The following is a 21,923-nucleotide window of genomic DNA, read 5'->3' on the forward strand; positions in this document are numbered from 1 at the left end:
TCCGTCGTCAGTGCGGCGCCGCGTTCAGGCGAATCCTCTTCCCGTCGGCCACCTCCATGCTCTATGGTGGAACGAGATTCACGCGAGAACGCCGCCCTTGGCACGGTCATCCTGATCGTGCTCGAGGATGTCGGCGTCCCGATCCCGGAAGAGGTCGTCGTACCTCTGGTGGCGTACATCGTCGCCCAGGGACTCGCCGACATCGGGAAAGAACGAGCCAAGGCGTAGCAGGGAGCCTGCCTGACGGCGTTCCTGACCCTTCGTCGGTGACGAAAGCGTAATCCCGCGCCGGATCCGGTCGTCCACCGGTGTGTACCAGCGTCGAAACGGTCACACACCTGGCTCGATGCGGAGGGGTGAATTCTATGCAGCGCCGGATGAACCTGAGGTGGGAAACGAGATATCGGGTGGCGCTTCAGGAGTCCGAAGAGGGATTCTCCGTCTGGGTTCCAGGCCTTCCGGGCTGTGCGTCCCAAGCGACGACGGAGGGGGAAGCCCTCGCGAACATCGCGGATGCCGTCCGCGAGTACCTGGAAGTGGAACGGCAACAGTCCGTTGGCTAGGTTGCTCGCCATGCTCACAACCCTTGGCCCCCATCATGGGTGACGAAGTCGGTGCGGCAATCCCCCGGCTATTTCATCGTCAACGCGTCCTTCTCTCCCTCCTGCGCACCTTCGGAGAGAAGATGCGTGAGACCGATGTCCAGTGGCTCCTCTTCGACTACGGCCGCCTGTGTCGGGAGCGCGGCATCGATCCGCCATATGACTTCATCACCGACGCTCAGGGGCCGCGTTCCTTCACCGCCGTAGCCGACCGGGACAAACTCGCGTCCCGCGGCATCCTCGTCTCCGGTGCCTGGCGTCTCACGCCGGACGGCCGTCGGCTCGCCCGCGATCTCGAGAACCGCGAAGTATCCGCTTTCGCGGCTCGTCTCCGGAGCCGAGTCGGCGGGAAACGCCGACCCCCGATTGCCCAACGCGACCGCGACGAATCTGTCCAAAGCAACGGGAGGCCAGGGGGCGGCCTTCTCGCGACGATCGGCTACGAGGGGCGAAGCTACGAAGCCTACTTCAACGAACTCCTCCGGTCCGGAATCTCCCGCCTTTGCGACGTGCGCCGGAACCCCCTCAGTCGCAAGTGGGGATTCTCGAAACGACGCCTCGCTCAAGGCTGTGACGAGCTGGGCATCCGGTATGAGCCGTTCCGGGAGCTCGGCATCGAATCCGGGGCACGCGCGAACCTCGGCGACCGCGAAGCGTACGAGCGTCTCTTTGCGGAATACGAAGCCACGACCCTGGCGCGATGCCAAGACGCCGTGACCAGGATCGCGGGATGGATCGACGCCGGCGAACACGTGGCGCTCACCTGCTACGAACGCGATTCCGGGGAGTGTCACCGTTCCCGCGTCGCCAAAGCCGTCGTTGCGACCGCTGCCCGGCCTCTGCGGTCGAGGCACCTGTAGACGGCATGATGGCGAGAGACCGCATCCTCGTGACCGTCAAGACCTACCCCGAGCTGTCAACGACATACGGAGAGACCGTGTGCACGGCGGGAATTCGGCAAGATGGCACTTGGGTGCGGCTCTATCCGGTGCCGTTCCGCCGACTTGGCGAAAGCGAGCAGTACAGGCTTTATGATTGGATCACATGCCCTCTGGTCAGGCACTCGCGGGACCCGCGTCCGGAATCTTATCGGCCGACCGGCGAGATCGAGCGCGTCGACCACGTCGGGACTGCGGACAACTGGCGGGAACGACGGCAGCTCCTGCTTGGACATCGACAAGCACACGGGTCGCTGAGCGAGCTCATCGAGGCTGCGAAGAACAACATCTCGTCGCTCGCGGTCTTCAAACCCGCAAGGCTCATCCGTTTCGAATGGGAAGCAGCTGACCGGGAGTGGGATGCCAGCAAGCTGGAGGCCGTGCGCGCGATCACAGGCCAACCGGACCTGTTCGACGATCAGTCGTGGAGTCGGACGTTTCGGGTCGTCGACAAGGTGCCGTACAACTTCTACTACCACATCGAGGACGCCGATGGTCGGTTGAGTCGCATGCGGATCCTCGAGTGGCAGCTCGGAGCGCTTTATCGGAACTGCCTGCGCTCGGCAGACGGTGACGAGACCGAGGCGCTCGCAAAGGTGAGGCAGAAGTACTTCAACGAATTTGCGACGACCGACCTGCACTTTTTCCTCGGCACCACCCTCGCCTGGCACACGCGGGCGCCGAACCCGTGGACGATCGTCGGCGTTCTTCCCATACCGCATCAGACGCAGCAAGATCTGTTCGTTCGGGAGGTCGAGGGCGCACCCTGCGCGGGAGGCGCCGCGCTAGGCTAGGCGCAGCGAACAGATTCGTACATGAATAGACCGTCCAGTGATCGATTGCGGGAGGAGCTTGAGTTCCTCCAGCCGTTCTTTCTGGGGCCCGCGGGGGAGAACGACCGCTGGCTCGAGGAGTTGATCGTCGAGTTCGTGCGCGATCACGCCTTCTGGCGGCGCAACTTCCGCCCGGAGGACGGGCACCGGATCACGGCGGCGGCCTCCTACCGGCCGGATTTCCTGCAGGCGAAGGCGCGCACCCGGCAGGCGCTGATCCGGCTGTCGGGAGAGCTCAAGCAGTCCGTTCCCATCTTCCACCCGCGGTACGTGGGGCACATGAGTACGGATCTGCTCATCCCCGGTCTCGTGGCGCGGATCCTCACCACCCTCTACAACCCGAACAACGTGAGCGAGGAGGCGGCGCCGGTCACGCTCACCCATGAACTCGATGCGGGCCGGGACCTCGCCGCCATGTTCGGCTTCAACGTCGACCCCTCGGTCCAGCCCTGCGCCTGGGGCCACCTGACGTCGGGCGGCACGGTGGCGAACTACGAGGCGCTGTGGAACTTCCGCGCGGTCAAGTTCTACGGCGTCGCCCTGCAGGCGGGGGTGAAGCGGGCGGAACTCGCGACCGGACCCGTCGGACCGCTACGGAAGGAGCTGGCGGAGTACAGCCAGTGGGAACTCGTCAACCTGAGCATCGGCCAGACGATCCGCCTGCGGCGCGAGGTCGCCGAGGCCGTCCGCGAGCGGGATCCGGCGGCCTTCCCGCGGCTCAGGCGGGCCGTGCGGGGCGAGCGCCTCGAGACGCTCGGGATCCAGGAGTTCTTCGCCCGGCACCCGGAGCTGCGTCCGCCGAGGGTGCTCGTCGCGGCTTCCGCCCACTACTCCTGGGAGAAGGGGATGAAGGTGATGGGTCTGGGGACCGCGCAGCTGGTCAAGGTCGCGGTGGACGACCACATGCGCCTGGACCCGGACCACCTGGAGGCGTGCCTGGCGGAGGCCTTCGAGAGCCGCACGCCGGTGCTGGGCGTCGTCGGCGTGCTCGGCACCACGGAGTTCGGCACCATCGATCCGATCCACGAGATCGTCGCGGCGCGGCGCCGCTGGAACGAGCGCGGCGCCGACTTCTTCGTTCACGTGGACGCGGCCTGGGGCGGATACCTCGCGAGCGTCTTCCGGGACCCCGACGGCGGCTTCCTCTCGCCCGAGAAGATCCGGAAGGGGTTCAAGTACTTCCCCTCGGATCTCGTCTACCGGGCGTTCACCTCCGTCAGGCACGCCGACTCGGTGACCATCGATCCCCACAAGCTCGGGTTCCTGCCCTACGCGGCGGGGGCGTTCGTCGCGCGCAACCGCGAGATCGTGGACTTCATCACGCAGCAGGCCGCCTACGTCTTCGACCTGGGCGACGTCGAGGACGAGGTCCCGCGCGAGCAACAGCTCCGGAACCTCGGCCAGTACATCCTCGAGGGCTCGAAGCCGGGAGCGGCGGCCGCCTCGGTCGCGGTGGCGCACGAAGTCCTGCCGCTCCACAGCGATGGCCTCGGGCGCGTCCTGCGCCACACGATCCGGGCCTGCGAGTACTTCTACGAATCGGCGCGGGAAGCCGCCGGGCGGCTGGAAGACCGCGTGCGGCTGATCGTCCCCTTCGAACCCGATTCCAACCTCGTCTGCCTCGCGCTCAACCGGAACGGCAACCGGAGCCTGGCGCAAATGAACCGCTTCGCTCGCCGCGTGTTCGCCCGCATGAAGGTGGACGGCGCCCGGCCGGTGCATGAAGCGCGTTTCATCGGGTCGTACACGTCGCTCCGCCGGGAGGGCGGGGAGGACGAGCAGTGCGGCCGCATCCTGCGCGACCTCGGCATCGACCCGGGGACGTTCGTCGCGGTCCCGGCCCGGCCCGAAGAGGAAGCCGACCACATCTTCATCCTCCGGCACACGCTGATGAACCCGTTCCTGATGGACGGCCCGGGCGAGCGCAGCTACATCGACCTGTACTGGGACTTCCTGGAGGAGGCGATCGATGCGGCGCTGGTGGACTGAAGCCGGATGCTGCCCGGCCTACCTCACGATGGCTCCGTCCTCGTCGATCTCAAGGCTCAGGTGCTCGGCCAGGAACTCGAGGCGACGCTCCCAGAAGTCGATCACGTTGGGCCCCTGGGAGATCACATGCCCTTCATCGCGGTACAGGCGGTACTCCACGGGCTTCCGGAGCCGTTCCAGGGCGATGAAGATCGCCTCGGAGGGCACCAGGTCACCGTCATTCTCGCCCTGCCCGATCAGAAGCGGGGTGTCGATGCGGTCGAAGGCGAACAACGGTGAGTTCTCGCGGTAGCGCTCGGGAAACTCCCATATGGTGCCCCCCATGTGGCCCTGGCCCTGCTCGTAGTATCCCGGCCACCAATCCCCCCCGACGTAGGCTGCGAACAGATCCGGGTGAATCACCGCCGCCGTAATCACCGCGGCCTTGAAACGGTGCGTCCGCGTGATGATCCCGAGGACGTTGTACGAGCCGTAGCTCTGGCCCATGAGAGCGAGCCGCTCGGGGTCGGCGTAGCCTTGCTCGATCACCGCGTCCACGCCCGTCATCACGGACTCCATCACATCCGTGATCGGCGATCCCAGGCGGATCGGCGCATTCGGGAAGAAGACGGCGTAACCCCTGGTGGCGAGCGCATGCATGTTGAACGCCGGGCTGCTCACCATCCCGAACCGGTTAACGGAGTCGGAGCCGCGACGACTATATCTTGAGCCGCGAAGACCTCCGTAGACCCACACGACGAGCGGCAACCGCTCGCCCTCACGGTATCCGGGAGGAAGCAGGAGTGTCCCGGCCCGCGGCTCGCCGTCTCGGCTCTGCCACTCAATGAGCCTGGCGGAACCCAGCTCGTAGCGTTGCAGGCCCGGATTGATCCGAGACCGCTGGCTGGACGTTCCAATGCGCGTGTCGAACGTCCAGATGTCCGGCAGGTGCTCCTGGTCGGTGGACACGAAGGCAACCTCGCCGGTCTCGGTGCTCCCATCGACGCTGAAGATCCCCGAGTACCACTTCCGCTCGGTGAGCGCGGCACGGCTCGCGCCGGAGATGCGATCGACGGCAAAGATTCCGGACTCCCCGCCGCTCTCGTCGCGTGCGATGACCCAGAGAGTCCGGCCTTCATCGGTCGTCCACGCAGTCTCGTCATGTGGACCGGCTACGATGACGCTGATCCGCCAACCCGGAATGTCCGTCAGGCGGCGGAGCGAGCCGGTGCCGAGCGAAGCCTCCCACAGGTCGCCGTCGCCGACCCCGTACGCCCGCTCCCCGGCCGAGTCCCACAGGGGCCTCATATAACCACTGCCCGGGTCGAAACTCGGTGCATCGGCTTCACCGAGCTCGGTGACGTGGCCGTCGGCGATGGAAGCCACCATCAGCCGTCCAGGTTCGCCGCCGGCGGCCGCAGCGCGGGCGGACGGTCCCACCGGGAACCACGCGACATGGCGGCTGTCCGGCGACCAACTCGATGCCGTAATTGAGCCGTACATTGGTGCCAAGAATCCGCGTCCAGCCGGTGGCAACTTCGTGGACGATCACATCGAAGTTGCGCTGCAGGCTCGCCGGCTCGTCTCCCTTGTGCACGGTGTACGCAACGTACCGTCCGTCCGGGGAGAAGGCGTAGCCCCATATCGCCTTGCGCTCGACGAGCCTCGTCACCTCCCCGTTCAAATGGACCACGGCGAGGTCCGCTTCGAACACGCGAGGGGCGCCGGTGGGCGGACGGCGTTCGGACGGCGGCTCCACGTCGGGCGGATCGCTCGACTCAACGGACGCATCGACGCGCCGCACCCATACCGAGGGCGCAGCCGGCCCCGCGTCCGGAGAGCGGGAGGGAGCGGCTCCGGGAACCTCATCACCCAGTTCGTTGGCGGCGGCGATCGACTGGCCAGCCGGCAGAATCTTGACGAGGATCGCGTCGCCGCCAGGATTCCATCGCGGCATCTGAAACCCGAAGAACGGGCGCGCGAGCACCCTGCCCAGGCGCTCGGTCCGACGCGCGCCTGCATCCCAGATCCACAGACCGGCCTCGCCACCCTCGTCCGAATAAAAGGCCACCCGCTTGCCGTCGGGCAACCAGGTCCCTGCCCAGCTGGAGCTGTGCTCGCCACCCAGTCGTATCGACTCGGAGTCCGCGAGCCTCGTCACCGTCGCTTCCATGTGGGAGTTCCCCTCGCCGAACGGGAAACCGGTCTCGGTGTACATTTGCCCCAAGGCCTGCGGCACGATCTCATCCGTCATCACCGTGTGGGCGATCCAGGCTCCGTCGGGCGAGAAGTTGATCGGCGCGCGTGTGTTGCGGTCGTGCACGGAGACCGCGATTTCGAGCGGCAGAGGCTCCCTGATTTGCGTCCCCGTCGGTTGTGCCAGGACCACCGGCGTGGCGCTGCCGAGGACGATCATCGCGATCAGCACAGAGCGTGCGCCGTGAGCGCTGCAGGAGCCCGCGCCGGGTCGGCTGACCGTGCAGACGAACGCGGCGGGGAGCGTTCTCGGTCGTCCTTTCATGCGATACATCCTCAGTGGTGCTGCCTCACGCAACGTCGTGTTGCTTGATCCATTCGCGCAGGGCTTCATCGATTCGGGTCTGCCAGCCGCGGCCTCCAGCCCGGAAATGGTCGATCACCTCCGGGGACAGCCGGATGGTGGTGGAAATCTTCGGCCGGGCTTTGGGCGGACGCCCCCGGCGCACGGGCGCCTTGGGGGGGCCGCCCCGGCGCACCGGCGCCTCGGCGAACTTCTCCGGCCAGCCGTCCTTCGAGAGGTCGGGTGCCGTGTCGGGATCAAAATCTCGGCCCGTAGAGTTGTCTTTCTCGTTCATTGGCCTTTCTCATGCTGATAACGCGGCGAGCATTGCCACGCGGCGTCCAGACGAGCACTACCATCGCGTCGTCGAGAAAGCCGATCGTGATGAAGCGAGCCTCGCCGTAGTCTTGCCGATCATCATCGACGGTCAGCGTCGAACCGGAGAACATGTCCGCCGCCCGCGCCATATCCAAACCTCGAGCCCTGATCGTATCCGCGCGTTTCGCTTCGTCGAACTCGATCCGCATGAATTAATGTTCCTACATAAATTCGATGTCAACGTTTCACCTCGCCCACATGGCACACGCTGCAGTCTGCTCTCGGCTCTCAAGCCAATCTCAACGGAAGGGGGCCGTTCCGTCAGGAGAGGCGGATCTTGGCGACGGAGTGGCTGAGGGGCACGGCTCGGCGGCCGCGGTCGGGGCCCGGTTCCTCGACGATCTGCTTGCCGTAGAGCTTGAACCAGGCCTCGCGCGCGGCGGGGTTCACCTCGATGAGGGCGTAGGAGGTGCCCGTGTAGAGGGCGAGGCGCTTGAATCCGTAGCCTTCCGGGGTCTCTCCGTCGTCGGCCGCGCCGAAGCGGAGCGCCCAGCCCAGCGCGCGGGGCACGTGGTACGTCACGGCGCTCGAGGTCAGTTGCCAGACGCGGTGCCCGTCGTCGTCGGTGAGGCTGAAGACGGCCGAGCAGTGCACGTCGCCGCTCAGAATGAGGGGACGCACGCCGCGCCGCGCCGCCCTGAAGAGCACTTCCATGAGCGCGGCCCGCTCCTCGTCGTGGAGGCTGTGCTCCCACGAATCGCGAAGGTCGTCACCGAGGCCGGCCGCTCGAACCGGGACGGCGAGGTCCGCGTTCGCCAGGGCCGACCTCGCGTGGAGCACGGGCACCGCCGAGACCACGAACATGAATGGGGTCTCCTCCGGATCGAGCGCGTCTGCCCACGCCTCGAAGCGGCGAAATTGGGGCTCGCCCAGGATCCGGTAGCCGTCGCGCTCGATGTCGCGGTGCCCCCGGCCGTCCAGGACGTAGAACGCCGCCCCGCCCCGGGTGAAGGCGTAGTCCCACACGTCTCCGGCACCCGTCGGGGGATTGTGGCTGTGCTGGTATTCCCGGTACACGGCGCACGCCGCGCGGAACATGCGGCGGAGCAGCCGGCGCCCGTCGTTGCGGGTCAGCCCCCTGTCGGCGAGGTCGGGCAGCACGCGCGCCAGACCGTCGTCGGGGCCATCGTCGGCGAGATAGTGCGACCCCCAGCCGTCGCCGATCTCGTGGTCGTCCCAGATCATGTAGGTCGGGTAGGCGTCGAAGACGCGGCGCACGCCCTCGAAGCCCCAGTATCCCCGGTAGATGTCGCGGTACCAGCTGCGCATCGACCGCTCGTCGGGCAGCAGCTCATCCCCCTCCCGGCGCATGCTCCGGTTCAGGAGCTTCCAGACGTCCAGCGTCGCCACGCCGTCGCTGTAGCACTGGTCGCCGCCGGCGATCACCACATCGACGTCGTCGCGGTGCCGGTCGAGCGTCGCGGCGAGGAAGTCCCAGGCATCGATGTCGCCCACGTCCGTCCGTTTCCGGAACAGCCCGCTCACGCGATACGGCATGTGGCACGAGAAGAGCGCGACCTGAAACGGGTGCCGTTCGTCCTCCCCGGGCGGCGTGCGAAAACTGCGCAGGCGGTTGTGTCCGAGGATCACCTTGCCGCCGTCGTCCTCCGAGTGCAGCGCGTAGCCGTAGCGCGTGTCCGGCCGGAGATCCGCGAGGTCCAGCACGCGCGTCGTGTCATCGGCGTACCCGTCCACCTCGAAGGGCACGGCGCGCGACGCGGCCAGGGCATCGGCGGTCTCCTCCGCCGACACGGGCACACTGCCGAGCGCGGCCCGAAGCTCCGCCCGCAACGACGACGACCCCATCGCCTCGCCGCAATCGTAGAGCAGCAGCGTGAAGCGTCCGGGAGCGCCCGTGCGCAGCCACAGCCGCACGGAATCCGGGGTCGCGTGCCCGACGATCGCCCCCACCCGCAGGCGGGCGTTCGGCCACGGCCGGTCGGACTTGAAGACCAGCGAGTCCGGTCCGTGCATGTTCGTCGCCATCGCCGGGCTACGGGCTGGCGCGCTTTCGGCTGGCCCTGAGGAGATCGTCGATGAGCGCCATCAGCTCGTGGATCGTAGCCGATCCGCCGGCGATGAGCGCGGTCAGAAACGGCCGTTCCCCCGCGGCCACCACGGCCGCCGCCAGGGAATCGCCCTGGACCACGACGACGACGCCCAGCGCCACGACGAGCAGGGCCACCCGGATCCGTCCGATGTACCGTTCCATGCGCGCGCCTCCCGACTTCCCGGCCGTTCCTCCGACCGCCGGGTCAGATCATATGGTCCCCTCGGCGGCGCTCCAACCATGGCCGCCTGGTCCGGCTCGCAGAGTGGGGAGACGATAGGTAAGTCCTCTAGCCATCGTCTCCGAATCAGGACATTTTGGTAGGCGGAGCACGTATTCGAAGTCGAACGAAGAATGGGGACAGGCGCCGCTTGAAAAACATGCATCGCAGAGACCGCCGCCGCGCCGGGTTCGAGACGCAGCGAACCTCGGCGTTGTTCGCGCTGGCGTGCATCGTCTGGGCCAATGGGTGTGGTGGCGACGGGGGCACGGAGCCCACCCGGCCGCCCGAGACTCCGCGTCCCGCGAGAGTCACGGTCAGTCCGGCGGCCATTGAACTGACCGCGCTGGGCGCGACCGAACAGCTTTCGGCAGAGGTCCGCGACCAGAACGGGAACGTGATGGCCGGGGCCGCGGCGACCTGGGCGAGCGGCGACGCGTCGGTCGCGACGGTGGACCGGTCGGGGCTCGTGACGGCGGTGGCCAACGGAACGGCCACGATCACGGCGACGCTGGGCTCGGTGTCGGGGAGCGCGACGGCGGCGGTCGCCCAGCAGGTCAGCTCGGTCGAGGTGACTCCCGCGACCGGCTTCGTGCTGCCGGGCACCACGCTGCGCCTCATGGCCGAGGCAACGGACGCGAACGCCCATGTGGTCGACGGCGCCGAATTCGCATGGGCGTCAAGCGACACGACGGTCGCCGTCGTCGACGCGACGGGATTGGTCACCGGGACCACGGAGGGGGACGTCGAGGTGTCGGCGACATCGTCCGGGGTGACCGGACGGGCGCAACTGGACGTGGTGAAGCCGGAGCCCCAGGCCGTTGTGGTGGCCCCCGACGCGGTGGTGCTGGAGGCGCTGGGAGACACCCTGCGGCTCGCCGCCGAAGTCCAGGACCAGGTCGGACGGCCGATGCCGGGCGCGGCGGTCACCTGGACGGCCAGCGACACACTCGTTGCGAGCGTGGATTCCACCGGGCTGTTGACGGCGGTCGCGAACGGCCAAGCCACGATCACGGCGGCCTCCGGACCGATCTCCGGCGACGCGGCTGTCGAGGTGATGCAGGTGGCGCGCACGGTGCTGCTGGCGCCGCCGGCCGACACGCTGGTGCTGGGGGACAGCGTGGGCCTTGTCGCCGAGGCGTTCGATGCCAGGGGGCACCCGGTGGACGGAGCGGCGTTCGCGTGGTCGTCCAGCGACCCGTCGATCGCGGCGGTGGATGCATCGGGCGTCGTTCGCGGCGTGGGCGAAGGCGCGGCCGAGATCACGGTGGCGGCCGGAGGCGTCCGGCAGGCCTCCCGGATCTGGGTCTTCAGCCCGGACCGGGCGAGCCTGGTGGCGCTCTACGAGGCGGCGAACGGAGACGGTTGGACCAACGGGCGCGACTGGGCCAGCGACCGGCCGCTCTCGGAGTGGTTCGGAGTCGAGGCGGACGCGGACGGCCGCGTCACGAGACTCGTGCTTGGCGACAACGGGCTCGAGGGCCGGATCCCGCCCGAGATCGGCGACCTGTCGCGCCTCACCGACCTCCAGTTGAACCAGGACGCACTTACGGGTCCGATCCCCCCCGAGATCGGGAAGCTCGCCGAACTCAGGATTCTGAGCCTGTGGGGGAACGACCTTACGGGTCCGATCCCGCCCGAGATCGGTGCCCTCTCCAACCTGAGCGTCCTTTGGCTCGGTGCCAACAGCCTGACAGGTCCGATTCCTTCGGAACTGGGCGGCCTTGCCGAACTTCGCAGACTGGGGCTGCAGGTGAACGCCCTGACGGGCTCGATACCGGCTGAGCTGAGCCGCCTCTCGAACCTCGAAGGGCTGCATCTCTACGGTAACCGTCTGACGGGTCCGATACCGTCCGAGCTGAGCCGCCTCTCGAACCTCGAACAGCTGACTCTCTACGCCAACCATCTGACGGGTCCGATACCGTCCGAGCTGGGCAATCTCTCCAACCTGGAAGCGCTATGGCTCTCCCATAACCGTCTGACGGGTCCGATACCGTCCCGGTTGGGTGATCTCTCCAGCCTCCGCGATCTGCGGCTCCTCAGCAACGACCTGACGGGCACGATTCCCGCCCGGCTCGGCGACCTGGAGGGACTCGTTCAACTGGAGTTGCAGGACAACGATCTCGAAGGACGCATTCCCGAGGAGTTGGGCCGGCTCCGATCCCTGGAGCGGCTGCTGCTGCACCAGAACGACCTGACGGGACCCATCCCCGCCGCCCTCGGGGAGGTGGCCAGTCTCCGACTCCTGTACCTGGCGCACAACGACCTGTCCGGCCCCGTTCCTGCGGAGTTCTCCGCCCTGGCCGCGCTGGAGGAGCTGCGTTTGAACGGCAACTCCGGCCTGTCCGGGTTCCTTCCCGGTGGTCTGGCGAATCTCGGGAAGCTGACCACGCTTCTCGCGGATGGCACGTCCCTGTGCGCTCCCGCGGAGGCGGACTTTCTGGTCTGGCTCGGTACGCTCGAGAGCCAGCGCGTGGCCCGCTGCCGGAATGACCTCCCTGCCGCATACCTGGTACAGGCGGTGCAGTCCCTGGACTACCCGGTTCCCCTGGTCGCGAACCGCCGGGCCCTGCTCCGCGTGTTCCTGACCGCCCCGGACGGCGAGTCGGTGGACTTTCCGCCGGTGCGCGCACGGTTCTACCTGGACGGAGAGGAGGTCCACACAGTGGACATCCCGGGCCCGGGCGGCACGGTGCCGGCGGAGGTGGGGGAGGGCAGCCTCGATGCGTCGGCGAACGCCGATATTCCGGCCGACGTGTTGCGGCCGGGCCTGGAACTCGTCGTCGAGGTCGACCCGGACCGGACGCTCGGCGCCGAGGTCGGCCTGGCGAAGCGGATCCCGGAGAGCGGCCGCCAGGCGATCGACGTCAGAACGGTGCCGCCACTTCACCTGACATATCTGCCGGTTCTCCGGCCGGGACGGCCGGAACCCGCGTTCCTGGAGCGCGTCGCGCAGTTCACGGCGGACCATTCCATGTTCCGGCCGACACGGCTCTGGCTGCCCGTGGACGAGTTCACCCTCGACGTCCGCGAGACCTACTTCACCTCCGCGGCCAGCGGTTCGGAGCTCCTCCGCGAGATCGAAGCCATTCGAGTGCTGGAGGGCGGGGCGGGACACTACATGGGGGGGGTGCCCGCGCCGCTGGCGCTCGAATGGTCCTTCGGCGGTCTGGCCATCCGTCCCGGCCGGACCAGCTGGTCGTACCTCGATCCCTCGACCGTGGCGCACGAACTCGGGCACAACATGATCCTGGAGCATGCCCCCTGTGGGGGGATATCCTCTCCGGATCCGGACTTTCCGGATCGGGCCGGCAGGATCGGCGCGTGGGGTTTCGACGCCTCCATCAATGCGCTCGTTTCTCCCGAAACCGCAGACTTGATGGGTGCCTGCTACCCAGACTGGATCGGTACGTTCAGCTTCGGCACAGCGTTCGACTACCGCCTCGAGGAGGAAGCGGCCGCGGCGGCCGCGGCGGGGCATGCCGAACGGACCCTCCTGGTCTGGGGCGGTGTCGATGCCGCCGGGGCGCCGTTCCTCAACCCGGCGTTCGTCGTCGACGCTCCCCCGACGCTCCCCCGGTCGGCCGGTCCCTACACGTTGACCGGCCGGACCGCTGCCGGCGAGGAGTTGTTCCTGATCGAGTTCGACACGCAGCAGGTCGCCGACGGCGACGGAGGATCGACATTCGTCTTCGCCTTGCCGGTGTCGCCCGGGTGGGCGGATCGTCTGGCCGCGATCGAAGTCTCGGCGCCCGAAGGCGTCGCGACTCTGGACCGGACGGAGGGTCCGAGCATGGCCCTCCTTCGTGATCCGCGGACCGGCCGGGTACGAGCGATCCTGCGAGACCTCGCCGGCGGCGGCGACCGCCTCGGCAGCCTGGCCGGCGTGGCGGCCGAGCCCGGCGCGATCGTCTCGGCGCTGGGCGACGCGGCGGACCTCGAGGTCCTGATCTCGTCCGGTCTCCCCCCCGCGATTCAATGGAGGCGCTGACATGCGCCGTACAGGCTCTCGTTTCGTGCTGAGCCCATGGAGCCTGTCCATGCGTCTTCGAATTCTGGCATTCTCCGTATTGACATCGGGCATCAGTGCTTGCGGCGGTGGGGCCACGGACCCCCCGGCTCCCGCCGACCGGCCGCAGGCAGCGGAAGTGACCATCACGCCAGCTGCCGCCCAGCTTACGGCGCTCGGGGAAACCATCCAGTTCTCGGCGCGGGTGCGTGACCAGAACGGCCAGGTGATGGCGGGCGCCACAGTCAACTGGTCGAGCGGAAACACCTCGGTCGCGACCGTCGACGGCTCGGGGCTGGCGACCGCCGTCGGGGAGGGGGAGGCAGAGATCATGGCCGGCGTCGTCACGGCGACCGGAAGCGTTGCCGGGACATCCCGGGTCACGGTAGTCAGCCCGGACCGCGCCGTACTGGTCGCCTTGTATGAAGCCACGGGCGGATCCGACTGGGTCGCGAACAGCGGCTGGCTGACGGACGCCCCCCTCGGAGACTGGTTCGGCGTCACCACGGACGAATCCGCGAGGGTCACGGGCCTGCATCTATCCGAGAACAACCTGAATGGTTCGATCCCCGCCGAACTCGGAGGGCTCGCCAACCTAGAGGAGTTGGTGCTTTACGCGAACGAGCTCACCGGTTCCATCCCGTCCGAACTGGGCGGCCTCGCCAACCTGACGGAATTGTGGCTCGATACCAACCAACTCACCGGCCCGATCCCGCCCGAACTCGGCAGCCTCGCCAACCTGACGGAGCTGGCGCTTCACACGAACGCGCTCACCGGCCCCATCCCGCAGAGCTTCCTTCAACTCTCGCGGCTCGTCGCTCTCTACATCGCGGGCAACTCGCTGTGCGTGCCGAGAGCCGCCGCGTTCACCGCCTGGCTGAACGGCATCGAGAACCACGACGCCGACCAGGTGACGGCCTGTCCAAACCCGGACCGTGCGGCACTGGTCGCCTTGTATGAAGCCACGGGTGGACCCGACTGGGTCGCGCACAGCGGCTGGCTGACCGACGCCCCCCTCGGAGACTGGTTCGGCGTCACCACGGACGAATCCGGGAGGGTCACGGGCCTGAATCTATCCGCGAACAACCTGAATGGTTCGATCCCCGCCGAACTCGGCAGCCTCGGCAACCTGACGACGCTGGCGCTTCACACGAACGGGCTCACCGGCCCGATCCCGTCCGAACTCGGCAGCCTCGGCAAACTGACGCTGCTGTGGCTTCACGCGAACGGGCTCACCGGCCCGATCCCGTCCGAACTCGGCAGCCTCGGCAACCTGACGACGCTGTGGCTTCACACGAACGGGCTCACCGGCCCGATCCCGTCCGAACTCGGCGGCCTCGCCAACCTGACGGGATTGTGGCTCGATACCAACCAACTCACCGGCCCGATTCCGCCCGAACTCGGCAGCCTCGCCAACCTGACGGAGCTGGCGCTTCACACGAACGGGCTCACCGGCCCGATCCCGTCCGAACTCGGCGATCTCGCCAACCTGACGACGCTGGCGCTCGACAAGAACCAACTGACCGGCCCCATCCCGCAGAGCTTGCTTCAACTCTCGCGGCTCGTCGCTCTCTACATCGCGGGCAACTCGCTGTGCGTGCCGGGAACCGCCGCGTTCACCGCCTGGCTGAACGGCATCGGAGACCACGACGCCGATCAGGTGACGGTCTGTAGTGCCGCCGGTCAGGGGGCTTCGCTTCCGGGCCACCTCGCCGCGCGCCGTTCGAACACCGAGGCGTCCGCCCGCCACTCCGCGAAGCCGATCCGGCGATCGTCGGTCAGCCAGTCGATCCTCTCGTCGATGCAGGCCAGCAGGTCCCGGTCGTCGGCGTCCAGCGCGAACCCTCCATGCTCGACCAGCGAGTCGAGCACCGCCACGGCGAACGCGCCGCCGGAGGCGTGTGCCGCCTCGCCGTGTCCGATCGCCTCGCCCGCCACGGCGTCGATCCTTCCCTCGGCCAGCGCGCCCAGAAGCTCCGTCTCGCCGCGTTCACGGCCGAGATAGACGACCTGCGGCATCCCGTCCGAGGGCGGGTGCAGCCGGATCCGGTCCGCCAGGGCGGGAGACGACATCGCGGGCGTGATGACGAAGGCCGCCGTGCCATCGGCCACGACCTCGCCGCCGGGCGTCTCGACGCGCGTCCCCGCGCGCAGCACGCCGGCGCCGTCGACGAGGCCCACGAGCTGCAGGAGGCGCGCCTCGCCGGTCGTGCCCGGCAGTACGCCGACCCGCACGTCGCGGGTGAGCCGCGCGTAGGAGGAGAGCCGGCCCGCGTCCTCCGCGCGCGTGAGGAGGGACTGGCCGAAGACGATATGGCCGGACGTGAAGGCCACCGCGGTGTTCCCGGCCGCGTCGAGCGTCCGCGACGCGAGGATCGAGATGCCGCCCCCGGCGATGTCGACATCGGCCGTCGCCGGCAGCAGCCAGATGCCCGGCCATTCCGAGACGGGCCTGCGCGCAAAGGAGAGTCCGGCGTCCTCCATGAGTTCCAGGGCGCTCAGGAGATCGGCCTCGTATCCCAGATGTTGCTGGAAGGCGGGCGAGCCGCGATCCTCGCTGGCGCTGTAGCTCACGGGCGGGAAGAAGGCGTAGAAGGCCAGGTTGAGCGGCGCGTCCACGCCGGCGCACGCGACCGGAGGTTGAGGGTCCACGGCCCCCCCGCACCCGAGACCGGCAGCGGCGAGACAGGCGGCGGCGAGCCGGGCGGCGGCGAGCCGGGGCGTTCTTTTCTCTGAAGTCATGTCTTCCGGCACTTCCAGGTCTGTTTTTTGGGGGCGAGCTACGGCTTCGCGCGCTTTCGGCTGGCCCTCAGGAAGTCGTCGATGAGCGCCATCAGCTCGTGGATCGTAGCCGATCCGCCGGCGATCAGCCCGGCCGTGAGGATGATGTCCGTGAACTGGAACACGGCCTGCTGGAACGCCGACGCCGCCGCGAGATCGAAGATCGGGCCGAGGAGGCGGACGCCGGACAGGGATACCAGGAGTCCCAGCGTCAGACCGGCGAGGAGCGCCCGCCGCTGGGTGCCCGCCCGGTATTCCCGCAGTGCCGTCTGGGCCGCCGCCCCGCCGTCCTTGTCCGCCGCCCGCACCGCCGCCTCGAGGCGAGTCTTCCCGCCCTGGCGCCACGCCTTGAGGAGAACCTCGAGCGAGCGTTCGACGAACAGGGCGACGATGTAGAGGATGCCCAGCTGCATGAGCGCGGTCAGAAACGGCCGTTCGTCCGCGGCCACCACGGCCGCCGCCAGGGCATCGCCCTGGACCACGACGACGACGCCCAGCGCCACGACGAGCAGGGCCACCCAGATCCGTCCGATGTATCGTTCCATGTGCGTGCGTCCCGATATCCCCGGTGGTTCCTCCGACAGCCGCGCCGGATCATATGGCCCCCTCGGCGGCGCACCAACCATGGCCTGGAATGGTGTCGCTCGAACCGATGCAGCGCCCGGCGGCGCTGCGCGGTAAGGTTGTCTGTCCCACCTGTCGATCCGGAAAACGGAGGCGCACCATGAAGGATGCACGGGATGCCCCGGATGCACGGGACGCATGGCGCTTTCTCATCAAATGGGGCTTGTTCTGGATCCTGATGCTCAACATCCCCGTTGTGATCTTCGGGATCTTCGCGACGGACGATGCGGCTCTCTGGGCGGGTCCACTTGTTTCGTTACCGATCTTCATCGCCCTTGTACTCATGATTCCGGCGCGAAAAGCGAGAGACTTCATCGGGGCAGACGACGGGGAGGTGTGAATGGATGGGCCACGTCGCTCCGAGCGACGCCGACTTCAGCAGTTCTTCGTCGAGTTGAATCCCGTGTTGGAGGCGGCCCGGAAGCTGGAGCGGGAGCTTGACCGGCATCTGGCGCATCGCTTCAACGTCTTCAACTACATGGGCGAGGATCACCCGAGCGAGGTTCTGCTCTCCAGAATCATCGGCGACCTGCTCAACCCCGCGGAGCGGCACGGGCAGGGCACGTCCCTGCTCGGGCTCTTGCTGGAGCGGTTGCCCGCGCCAAGCGGCACACCCAAGCCGAGGCCGGACTTCTCGAAGCCGGTCCGCGTGCAGTTGGAGCGCCTCATCTCCGGGGGGCGTCTCATCGACATCACGGTGGATGTGGCGACCGGCGCCGGGCCGTGGTGTCTGGCCATAGAGAACAAGCCCTTCGCAGGCGATCAGCCTAACCAGGTGCGGGACTATCTCAAGTATCTCAAGGACGAGTACGAGGACCGTTTCCTGCTGATCTACCTGTCTCCGCGCGGCGAAGGGCCTACCGATTATTCCCTGCCGAAGGAAGAGCTCCCCCGGTGGCGGGGGCGGCTCGTCGTCATGCCGTATTGGCGGGATCCCGAGAGCGCAGGTCGGGAAGGGGAGTATGCCGAGGAGAACGAGGGTGGCCTCGAAGACGAGGAAGAGACCGGCGCACCAGCCGCGGTAACCGGCGGCGAGGCGGACGACGCACCTGAAGATGAGCAAACCCTCCCGGACGACGTGTTCGCCGACTTCCGGACTCGGTTCTCTCTGGCCGACTGGTTCGCGGCCTGTCGCACGCAGTGCCACGCCGACCGGCTCCGGTGGTTTCTCAGGGATGCAGAGGAATTCTGCCGACAACAATTCGGAGGACACTCGATGGCGACGGACAGCGACACCCGGGCGATACAGGACTATCTCTTCGCCAACCCGAATCAGCTGGAAACCGCGCAGACCGTCTGGGATGTCTGGCCGAAGCTCAAGGACGAGTTGTGCGGAGGGTTTCTGGAACACCTGCGCGTGCAGGTCGACCGTAAGGCACAGGATCAACTGTTCAATATCGCTCCGGATCTCCGCGTGGAATACAGGTACGGCGGAGAAAGGAAGTGGTCGAACTTCCTCTGGTTGTACCGCACGGGGTGGCCTGCATGGGACAAGCCCACCAAAAACCATCCTCCCGTCGAGGGCTGCACGGGCGTTGTCCTGCAGTCTCTTGGGCCCGGGCCGAACCACTGGCGGTGGGGTGTCCTGCATCCGCTGGACAAGAACAAGGGGACCGGTAGGGACAAGGAGCGGCGTAAGGCGCTGGAGGACAGGCTTCGGCGCCACCTCGAGCCCTGCGAGAGCCTCCTCTGGTGGCCCTATGTCTGCCAGGTTCGGGACGAGATGACCCGTTGGGACTCCCTCCTTCCGAACCTGTACCGAGAATGGAAGGATGGCGGTGGGTCCATCACGGATTACTACGTCAAGGGCATGATCGATCTCGCCACCAAAGCCATTCCCATCATCGAAGAAGTCGAACGAAAATGGGACCAACCCGAAGCCTGAGGAACGGGACTCGTAAGAACCGCGCGCAGGCTTGAGACGTAGCGAACCGTTTCGCTCGCGTTCTAGGGACCGGGGCGCATGCCGTCGAGGAGGGTGGCGGTGGTCTGGCGGATCAGGGCGTCGACGTCCACGGCGGTGAGGATCTGGCCCTCGATCAGGAGTGACGCGAGGCCGTGTACGGCGCCCCATGCCACGTAGGCCTGGAGGTGCGGGTCCTCTCGCCTGATCGTGCCGCTCTCCTGGTATGACTGGACGATGCGGACGAGTTCGTCGAACAGGGCGTTCGCGGTCTCGCGGAGTTCGGGGTGGTCCTCGCGGGTGATCGCTTCCTTGCCGTACATCAGGCGATAGTGCCCCGGGTTTTCCAGCGCGAACCGCACGTACACCCGGCCGACCTGCGGAAGCTGCTCGATCCCCGCGTCCGGGGCTCCGGCGCCCACCGCCTCCAGGCGGTCTCGAAGGCGGTCGAAACCGGCGGCGGCGACCGCGACCAGGAGCGCGGACTTGTCCTCGAAGTGGCGATAGGCCGCGGACCGCGACACGCCCAGGCGCCGCCCGATCTCGCGCATCGTCACGCTCGAGGTCCCTCCCTCGTCGATCATCGCGGCGGCTTCGGCGAGCAGTGCCGCCCGCAGGTCTCCGTGGTGATACGCGGTGCTTTCCCGGGTCATGCCGCCAAGGTATCCGCTGCGGGGTGATCAGCAATGTTGACAGCGTCAACGTGGCGCACTAAGTTGACGGTGTCAACAAGCTCGGATCGACCACTCGAAGGAGGGAAGGGAAGATGGCCGGCAACGACGAGATCACCGGATTCCTGAAGGCGGGCCTGGAGCGAAGCCTGCCCCGCGAGCAGCTCAAGGGGGTGCTTCTCGAGGCGGGCTGGCCGCGGGACCAGGTTCGACGCGCCCTGGACGGTTTCGCCGACGTCGCGTTTCCGATTCCCGTCCCGCGCCCCGCCCCGTACCTGTCCGCTCGCGAGGCCTTCGTCTACCTCGTGCTCTTCGGCACGCTGTACGGCAGCGCGATCAGCTTCGGGAGCCTCCTGTTCGCGTTCATCCACCAGGCGTTTCCCGATCCTTCCCTGGCCCCCGCGGCCGCACTGGAGATGGCGCGGGAGGAGATCCGGTGGTCGATCTCCTTCCTCGTCGCGACGTTTCCCGTCTTCGCCTTCGTCTTCTGGACGAACGACCGCGCGGTCCGGAAGGACCCGGGCCGGCGGCTCTCGCGGGTTCGGCAATCGCTGACGTACCTGTCCCTCTTCGTGGGCGCGACCACGCTCATCGGCGTGGTCACGAGCATCGTCTACAACCTGCTTGGCGGCGAACTCACGGTCCGGTTCGCGCTGAAGGTCCTCACCGTCGGCACGATCACCGGCTCGCTGTTCGGGTACTTCCTCCGCGACGTGCGCAGGGAGGAGATGGCGGAATGAAGCGCTCGACGCGATCCATCGTGCTGGGAGTCTCGGGAGCCGCCGTGGCCGCGGCGGTGGTGCTCGGGATCGGTTTCCTGGGATCTCCCGCGCAGGAGCGCGAGCGCCGGGTGGATGACCGGCGACTCGCCGATCTGCACGGAATCACGGCGGCCGCCGACCTCTACTGGACTCGCCACGGGCGGCTTCCGGCCTCTCTGGACGACCTGGCGGCCGAGCCCGGCCTGAGCATCGGCACCCGCGATCCCACCACCTCGGAGATGTACGAGTACCGGGCGCTCGACGATGAGCGCTACGAGGTGTGCGCCACCTTCGCGACGGACGCCGGGGGGGCAGCGGGAAGCTCTTCGATCGTTCAGAGGAGCTGTCAGGGCTGCCATGGCCCGGGCTCGCCCATCGCGGCCCGCCTCGACGATCCGGTGGCGGCGCACGTCGCGTTTCGGGACCTGTGGGCGCACGGCGCCGGACGCCACTGCTTCCAGATGCGCGTTCGTTGAGTCGGCGGCCGGGCTCCCGGCCCCCGGGCTGCCGGCGTCCGCCCCTTCGCATAGCTTTTCGAGATCGTCGAGCTGGAGATGTTCAACCTTTGCGGATGGGGATGACCTAATGGTGCTCACGCCTTCGACCATGGTGGAGTTGGGAACGCCGGCGCCGGACTTTCGCCTGCCCGATCCGTCCGGTCGGGAATGGGCGCTGTCCGATGTGGTCGGGGAGGGCGGGCTGCTCGTCGCCTTCATCTGCAACCACTGCCCGTTCGTGATACACCTGCGCCACGGGCTGGCCGAGTTCGCGCGCGACTACCAGGCTCGCGGGCTGGGCGTGGTCGGGATCAACGCCAACGACGTGGCCACCCATCCGGCGGACTCGCCGGAGCGCATGGCGGAGGAGGTCGAGCAGGTGGGGTACACCTTCCCGTACCTCTTCGACGAGTCGCAGGAGGTGGCGAAGGCGTACGGCGCGGCCTGCACTCCCGACTTCTTCCTGTACGACGGCGACCGCAGGCTGGTGTACAGGGGCCAGTTCGATGGCTCCCGCCCGAACAGCGGGGTCCGGGTGACCGGCGAGGATCTGCGCGCGGCGGCGGACGCCGTGCTGGAGGGGCGAGCGCCGCCGGCCCGGCAGACCGCGAGCATCGGGTGCAACATCAAGTGGAAGCCCGGGAACGAGCCGCGTTGGTTCGGGACGTGAGGACGCCCGCCGGGTAACGCCCTACCGCCGCTCCGCCGGCACTCCGAACGGGTAGAGGCACGGCCCCGTCCACGGCATCCAACGTAGCCTGCCAAGCGCGGTTGTGCGCGGGGACGAATACGTCCCTGCGAGTCCGTCGGGAAGGTTGAACCGCACCCCTCGGCGGGGTATCGTGGAGGCGGGAAAAACGAATCGCCTTGCAACCCGGACCCACGTCGCGGTTGCAAGGCGATTTTCGTTATAGGGCGGGGTGGCAGAGCGGTTGATTGCACCGGATTGAGGATCCGGTAGGCGCTGTCTTCTCTTGAAGGCGCCAAAGCGTCTCGCGGGTTCGAATCCCGTCCCCGCCGTTTCCCTCCCTACCGCAAGATATCCAGCCCCCGTCTCGACGCAAACCCGACCGATGCTGTACCAAGGCTCGCGGGCTGGGCGTGGTCGGGATCAACGCCAACGACGTGGCCACCCATCCGGCGGAGCCC

The 21,923-nt window shown here is 67.7% G+C and carries 20 protein-coding genes and 1 tRNA gene; 13 read left to right on the forward strand and 8 right to left on the reverse strand.

What is annotated here, in order from left to right; genetic code table 11:
• Positions 1–63 precede the first annotated feature (63 nt).
• The 5 genes from ACQY5G_RS09655 to ACQY5G_RS09675 all read left to right on the forward strand — a co-directional run bounded on the left by ACQY5G_RS09655 (position 64) and on the right by ACQY5G_RS09675 (position 4,362).
• Positions 64–228, forward strand: coding sequence for a hypothetical protein (locus ACQY5G_RS09655; protein WP_428273441.1), 165 nt, complete (start codon positions 64–66; stop codon positions 226–228).
• A gap of 149 nt (positions 229–377) precedes the next feature.
• Entirely contained in the window at positions 378–563 is a 186-nt protein-coding gene (locus ACQY5G_RS09660; RefSeq protein WP_428278677.1) for a type II toxin-antitoxin system HicB family antitoxin, read from the forward strand.
• Between the two features lie 122 nt (positions 564–685).
• Entirely contained in the window at positions 686–1,462 is a 777-nt protein-coding gene (locus tag ACQY5G_RS09665) for a DUF488 family protein (protein WP_428273443.1), read from the forward strand.
• Positions 1,390–2,334 (forward strand): hypothetical protein, encoded by a 945-nt coding sequence (locus tag ACQY5G_RS09670; RefSeq protein WP_428273445.1) that lies wholly within the window; start codon positions 1,390–1,392, stop codon positions 2,332–2,334. The genes ACQY5G_RS09665 and ACQY5G_RS09670 overlap by 73 nt, the downstream gene beginning before the upstream one ends.
• 21 nt (positions 2,335–2,355) lie before the next feature.
• Positions 2,356–4,362 carry a pyridoxal phosphate-dependent decarboxylase family protein gene (locus ACQY5G_RS09675; RefSeq protein WP_428273447.1) on the forward strand — a complete coding sequence of 669 codons (2,007 nt, stop codon included), beginning with the start codon at positions 2,356–2,358 and terminating at the stop codon, positions 4,360–4,362.
• Positions 4,363–4,380: 18 nt separating this feature from the next.
• On the opposite strand, the gene ACQY5G_RS09680 is transcribed toward ACQY5G_RS09675, so the two are convergent.
• The 6 genes from ACQY5G_RS09680 to ACQY5G_RS09705 form a co-directional block, all read right to left on the reverse strand.
• A complete protein-coding gene (locus tag ACQY5G_RS09680) occupies positions 4,381–5,730 on the reverse strand; it encodes a prolyl oligopeptidase family serine peptidase (protein WP_428273449.1) in 1,350 nt (449 codons plus the stop codon).
• Complete coding sequence (locus tag ACQY5G_RS09685; protein ID WP_428273451.1) at positions 5,687–6,931, reverse strand: TolB family protein; 1,245 nt, start codon at positions 6,929–6,931, stop codon at positions 5,687–5,689. Before ACQY5G_RS09685 ends, ACQY5G_RS09680 begins: the two co-directional genes overlap by 44 nt.
• The gene (locus tag ACQY5G_RS09690) at positions 6,888–7,175 is read right to left on the reverse strand and encodes a BrnA antitoxin family protein (protein WP_428273452.1); all 288 of its coding nucleotides are present in this window, start codon (positions 7,173–7,175) and stop codon (positions 6,888–6,890) included. The genes ACQY5G_RS09685 and ACQY5G_RS09690 overlap by 44 nt, the downstream gene beginning before the upstream one ends.
• The gene (locus ACQY5G_RS09695) at positions 7,138–7,407 is read right to left on the reverse strand and encodes a BrnT family toxin (RefSeq protein ID WP_428273454.1); all 270 of its coding nucleotides are present in this window, start codon (positions 7,405–7,407) and stop codon (positions 7,138–7,140) included. The genes ACQY5G_RS09690 and ACQY5G_RS09695 overlap by 38 nt, the downstream gene beginning before the upstream one ends.
• A 112-nt stretch (positions 7,408–7,519) precedes the next feature.
• Positions 7,520–9,244, reverse strand: coding sequence for an alkaline phosphatase D family protein (locus tag ACQY5G_RS09700; RefSeq protein ID WP_428273456.1), 1,725 nt, complete (start codon positions 9,242–9,244; stop codon positions 7,520–7,522).
• A 7-nt stretch (positions 9,245–9,251) separates the two neighbouring features.
• Positions 9,252–9,470, reverse strand: coding sequence for a hypothetical protein (locus ACQY5G_RS09705; RefSeq protein ID WP_428273458.1), 219 nt, complete (start codon positions 9,468–9,470; stop codon positions 9,252–9,254).
• A gap of 218 nt (positions 9,471–9,688) precedes the next feature.
• Here ACQY5G_RS09705 and ACQY5G_RS09710 point away from each other — a divergent pair, with 218 nt between their 5' ends.
• On the forward strand, positions 9,689–13,519 hold the full coding sequence (locus tag ACQY5G_RS09710) for an Ig-like domain-containing protein (RefSeq protein WP_428273460.1): 3,831 nt from the start codon (positions 9,689–9,691) through the stop codon (positions 13,517–13,519).
• 157 nt (positions 13,520–13,676) lie between these two features.
• Positions 13,677–15,542: an Ig-like domain-containing protein gene (locus ACQY5G_RS09715; protein ID WP_428273462.1), complete on the forward strand. Its 1,866-nt coding sequence runs from the start codon at positions 13,677–13,679 to the stop codon at positions 15,540–15,542.
• A gap of 775 nt (positions 15,543–16,317) precedes the next feature.
• On the opposite strand, the gene ACQY5G_RS09720 is transcribed toward ACQY5G_RS09715, so the two are convergent.
• A complete protein-coding gene (locus ACQY5G_RS09720; protein ID WP_428273464.1) occupies positions 16,318–16,863 on the reverse strand; it encodes a hypothetical protein in 546 nt (181 codons plus the stop codon).
• Between the two features lie 179 nt (positions 16,864–17,042).
• Between ACQY5G_RS09720 and ACQY5G_RS09725 the strand changes: the two genes are divergently transcribed.
• Both ACQY5G_RS09725 and ACQY5G_RS09730 read left to right on the forward strand, forming a co-directional pair.
• Positions 17,043–17,282, forward strand: coding sequence for a hypothetical protein (locus ACQY5G_RS09725; RefSeq protein WP_428273466.1), 240 nt, complete (start codon positions 17,043–17,045; stop codon positions 17,280–17,282).
• Positions 17,283–18,827: a PD-(D/E)XK nuclease family protein gene (locus ACQY5G_RS09730; protein WP_428273468.1), complete on the forward strand. Its 1,545-nt coding sequence runs from the start codon at positions 17,283–17,285 to the stop codon at positions 18,825–18,827.
• Positions 18,828–18,889: 62 nt separating this feature from the next.
• Here the strand turns inward: ACQY5G_RS09730 and ACQY5G_RS09735 are convergent, their stop codons facing one another.
• Entirely contained in the window at positions 18,890–19,498 is a 609-nt protein-coding gene (locus ACQY5G_RS09735) for a TetR/AcrR family transcriptional regulator (protein WP_428273470.1), read from the reverse strand.
• A 113-nt stretch (positions 19,499–19,611) separates the two neighbouring features.
• Between ACQY5G_RS09735 and ACQY5G_RS09740 the strand changes: the two genes are divergently transcribed.
• From ACQY5G_RS09740 to ACQY5G_RS09755, 4 genes are all read left to right on the forward strand, one after another.
• Positions 19,612–20,256, forward strand: coding sequence for a DUF5671 domain-containing protein (locus ACQY5G_RS09740; RefSeq protein ID WP_428273472.1), 645 nt, complete (start codon positions 19,612–19,614; stop codon positions 20,254–20,256).
• The gene (locus ACQY5G_RS09745) at positions 20,253–20,753 is read left to right on the forward strand and encodes a hypothetical protein (RefSeq protein WP_428273474.1); all 501 of its coding nucleotides are present in this window, start codon (positions 20,253–20,255) and stop codon (positions 20,751–20,753) included. Before ACQY5G_RS09740 ends, ACQY5G_RS09745 begins: the two co-directional genes overlap by 4 nt.
• A gap of 109 nt (positions 20,754–20,862) precedes the next feature.
• Complete coding sequence (locus ACQY5G_RS09750) at positions 20,863–21,444, forward strand: thioredoxin family protein (RefSeq protein ID WP_428273476.1); 582 nt, start codon at positions 20,863–20,865, stop codon at positions 21,442–21,444.
• 244 nt (positions 21,445–21,688) lie between these two features.
• Positions 21,689–21,794 (forward strand) — tRNA-Leu (locus tag ACQY5G_RS09755).
• Positions 21,795–21,923: the final 129 nt, after the last annotated feature.

The organism is Candidatus Palauibacter sp. (genome assembly GCF_965261555.1).
Classification (GTDB): domain Bacteria; phylum Gemmatimonadota; class Gemmatimonadetes; order Palauibacterales; family Palauibacteraceae; genus Palauibacter.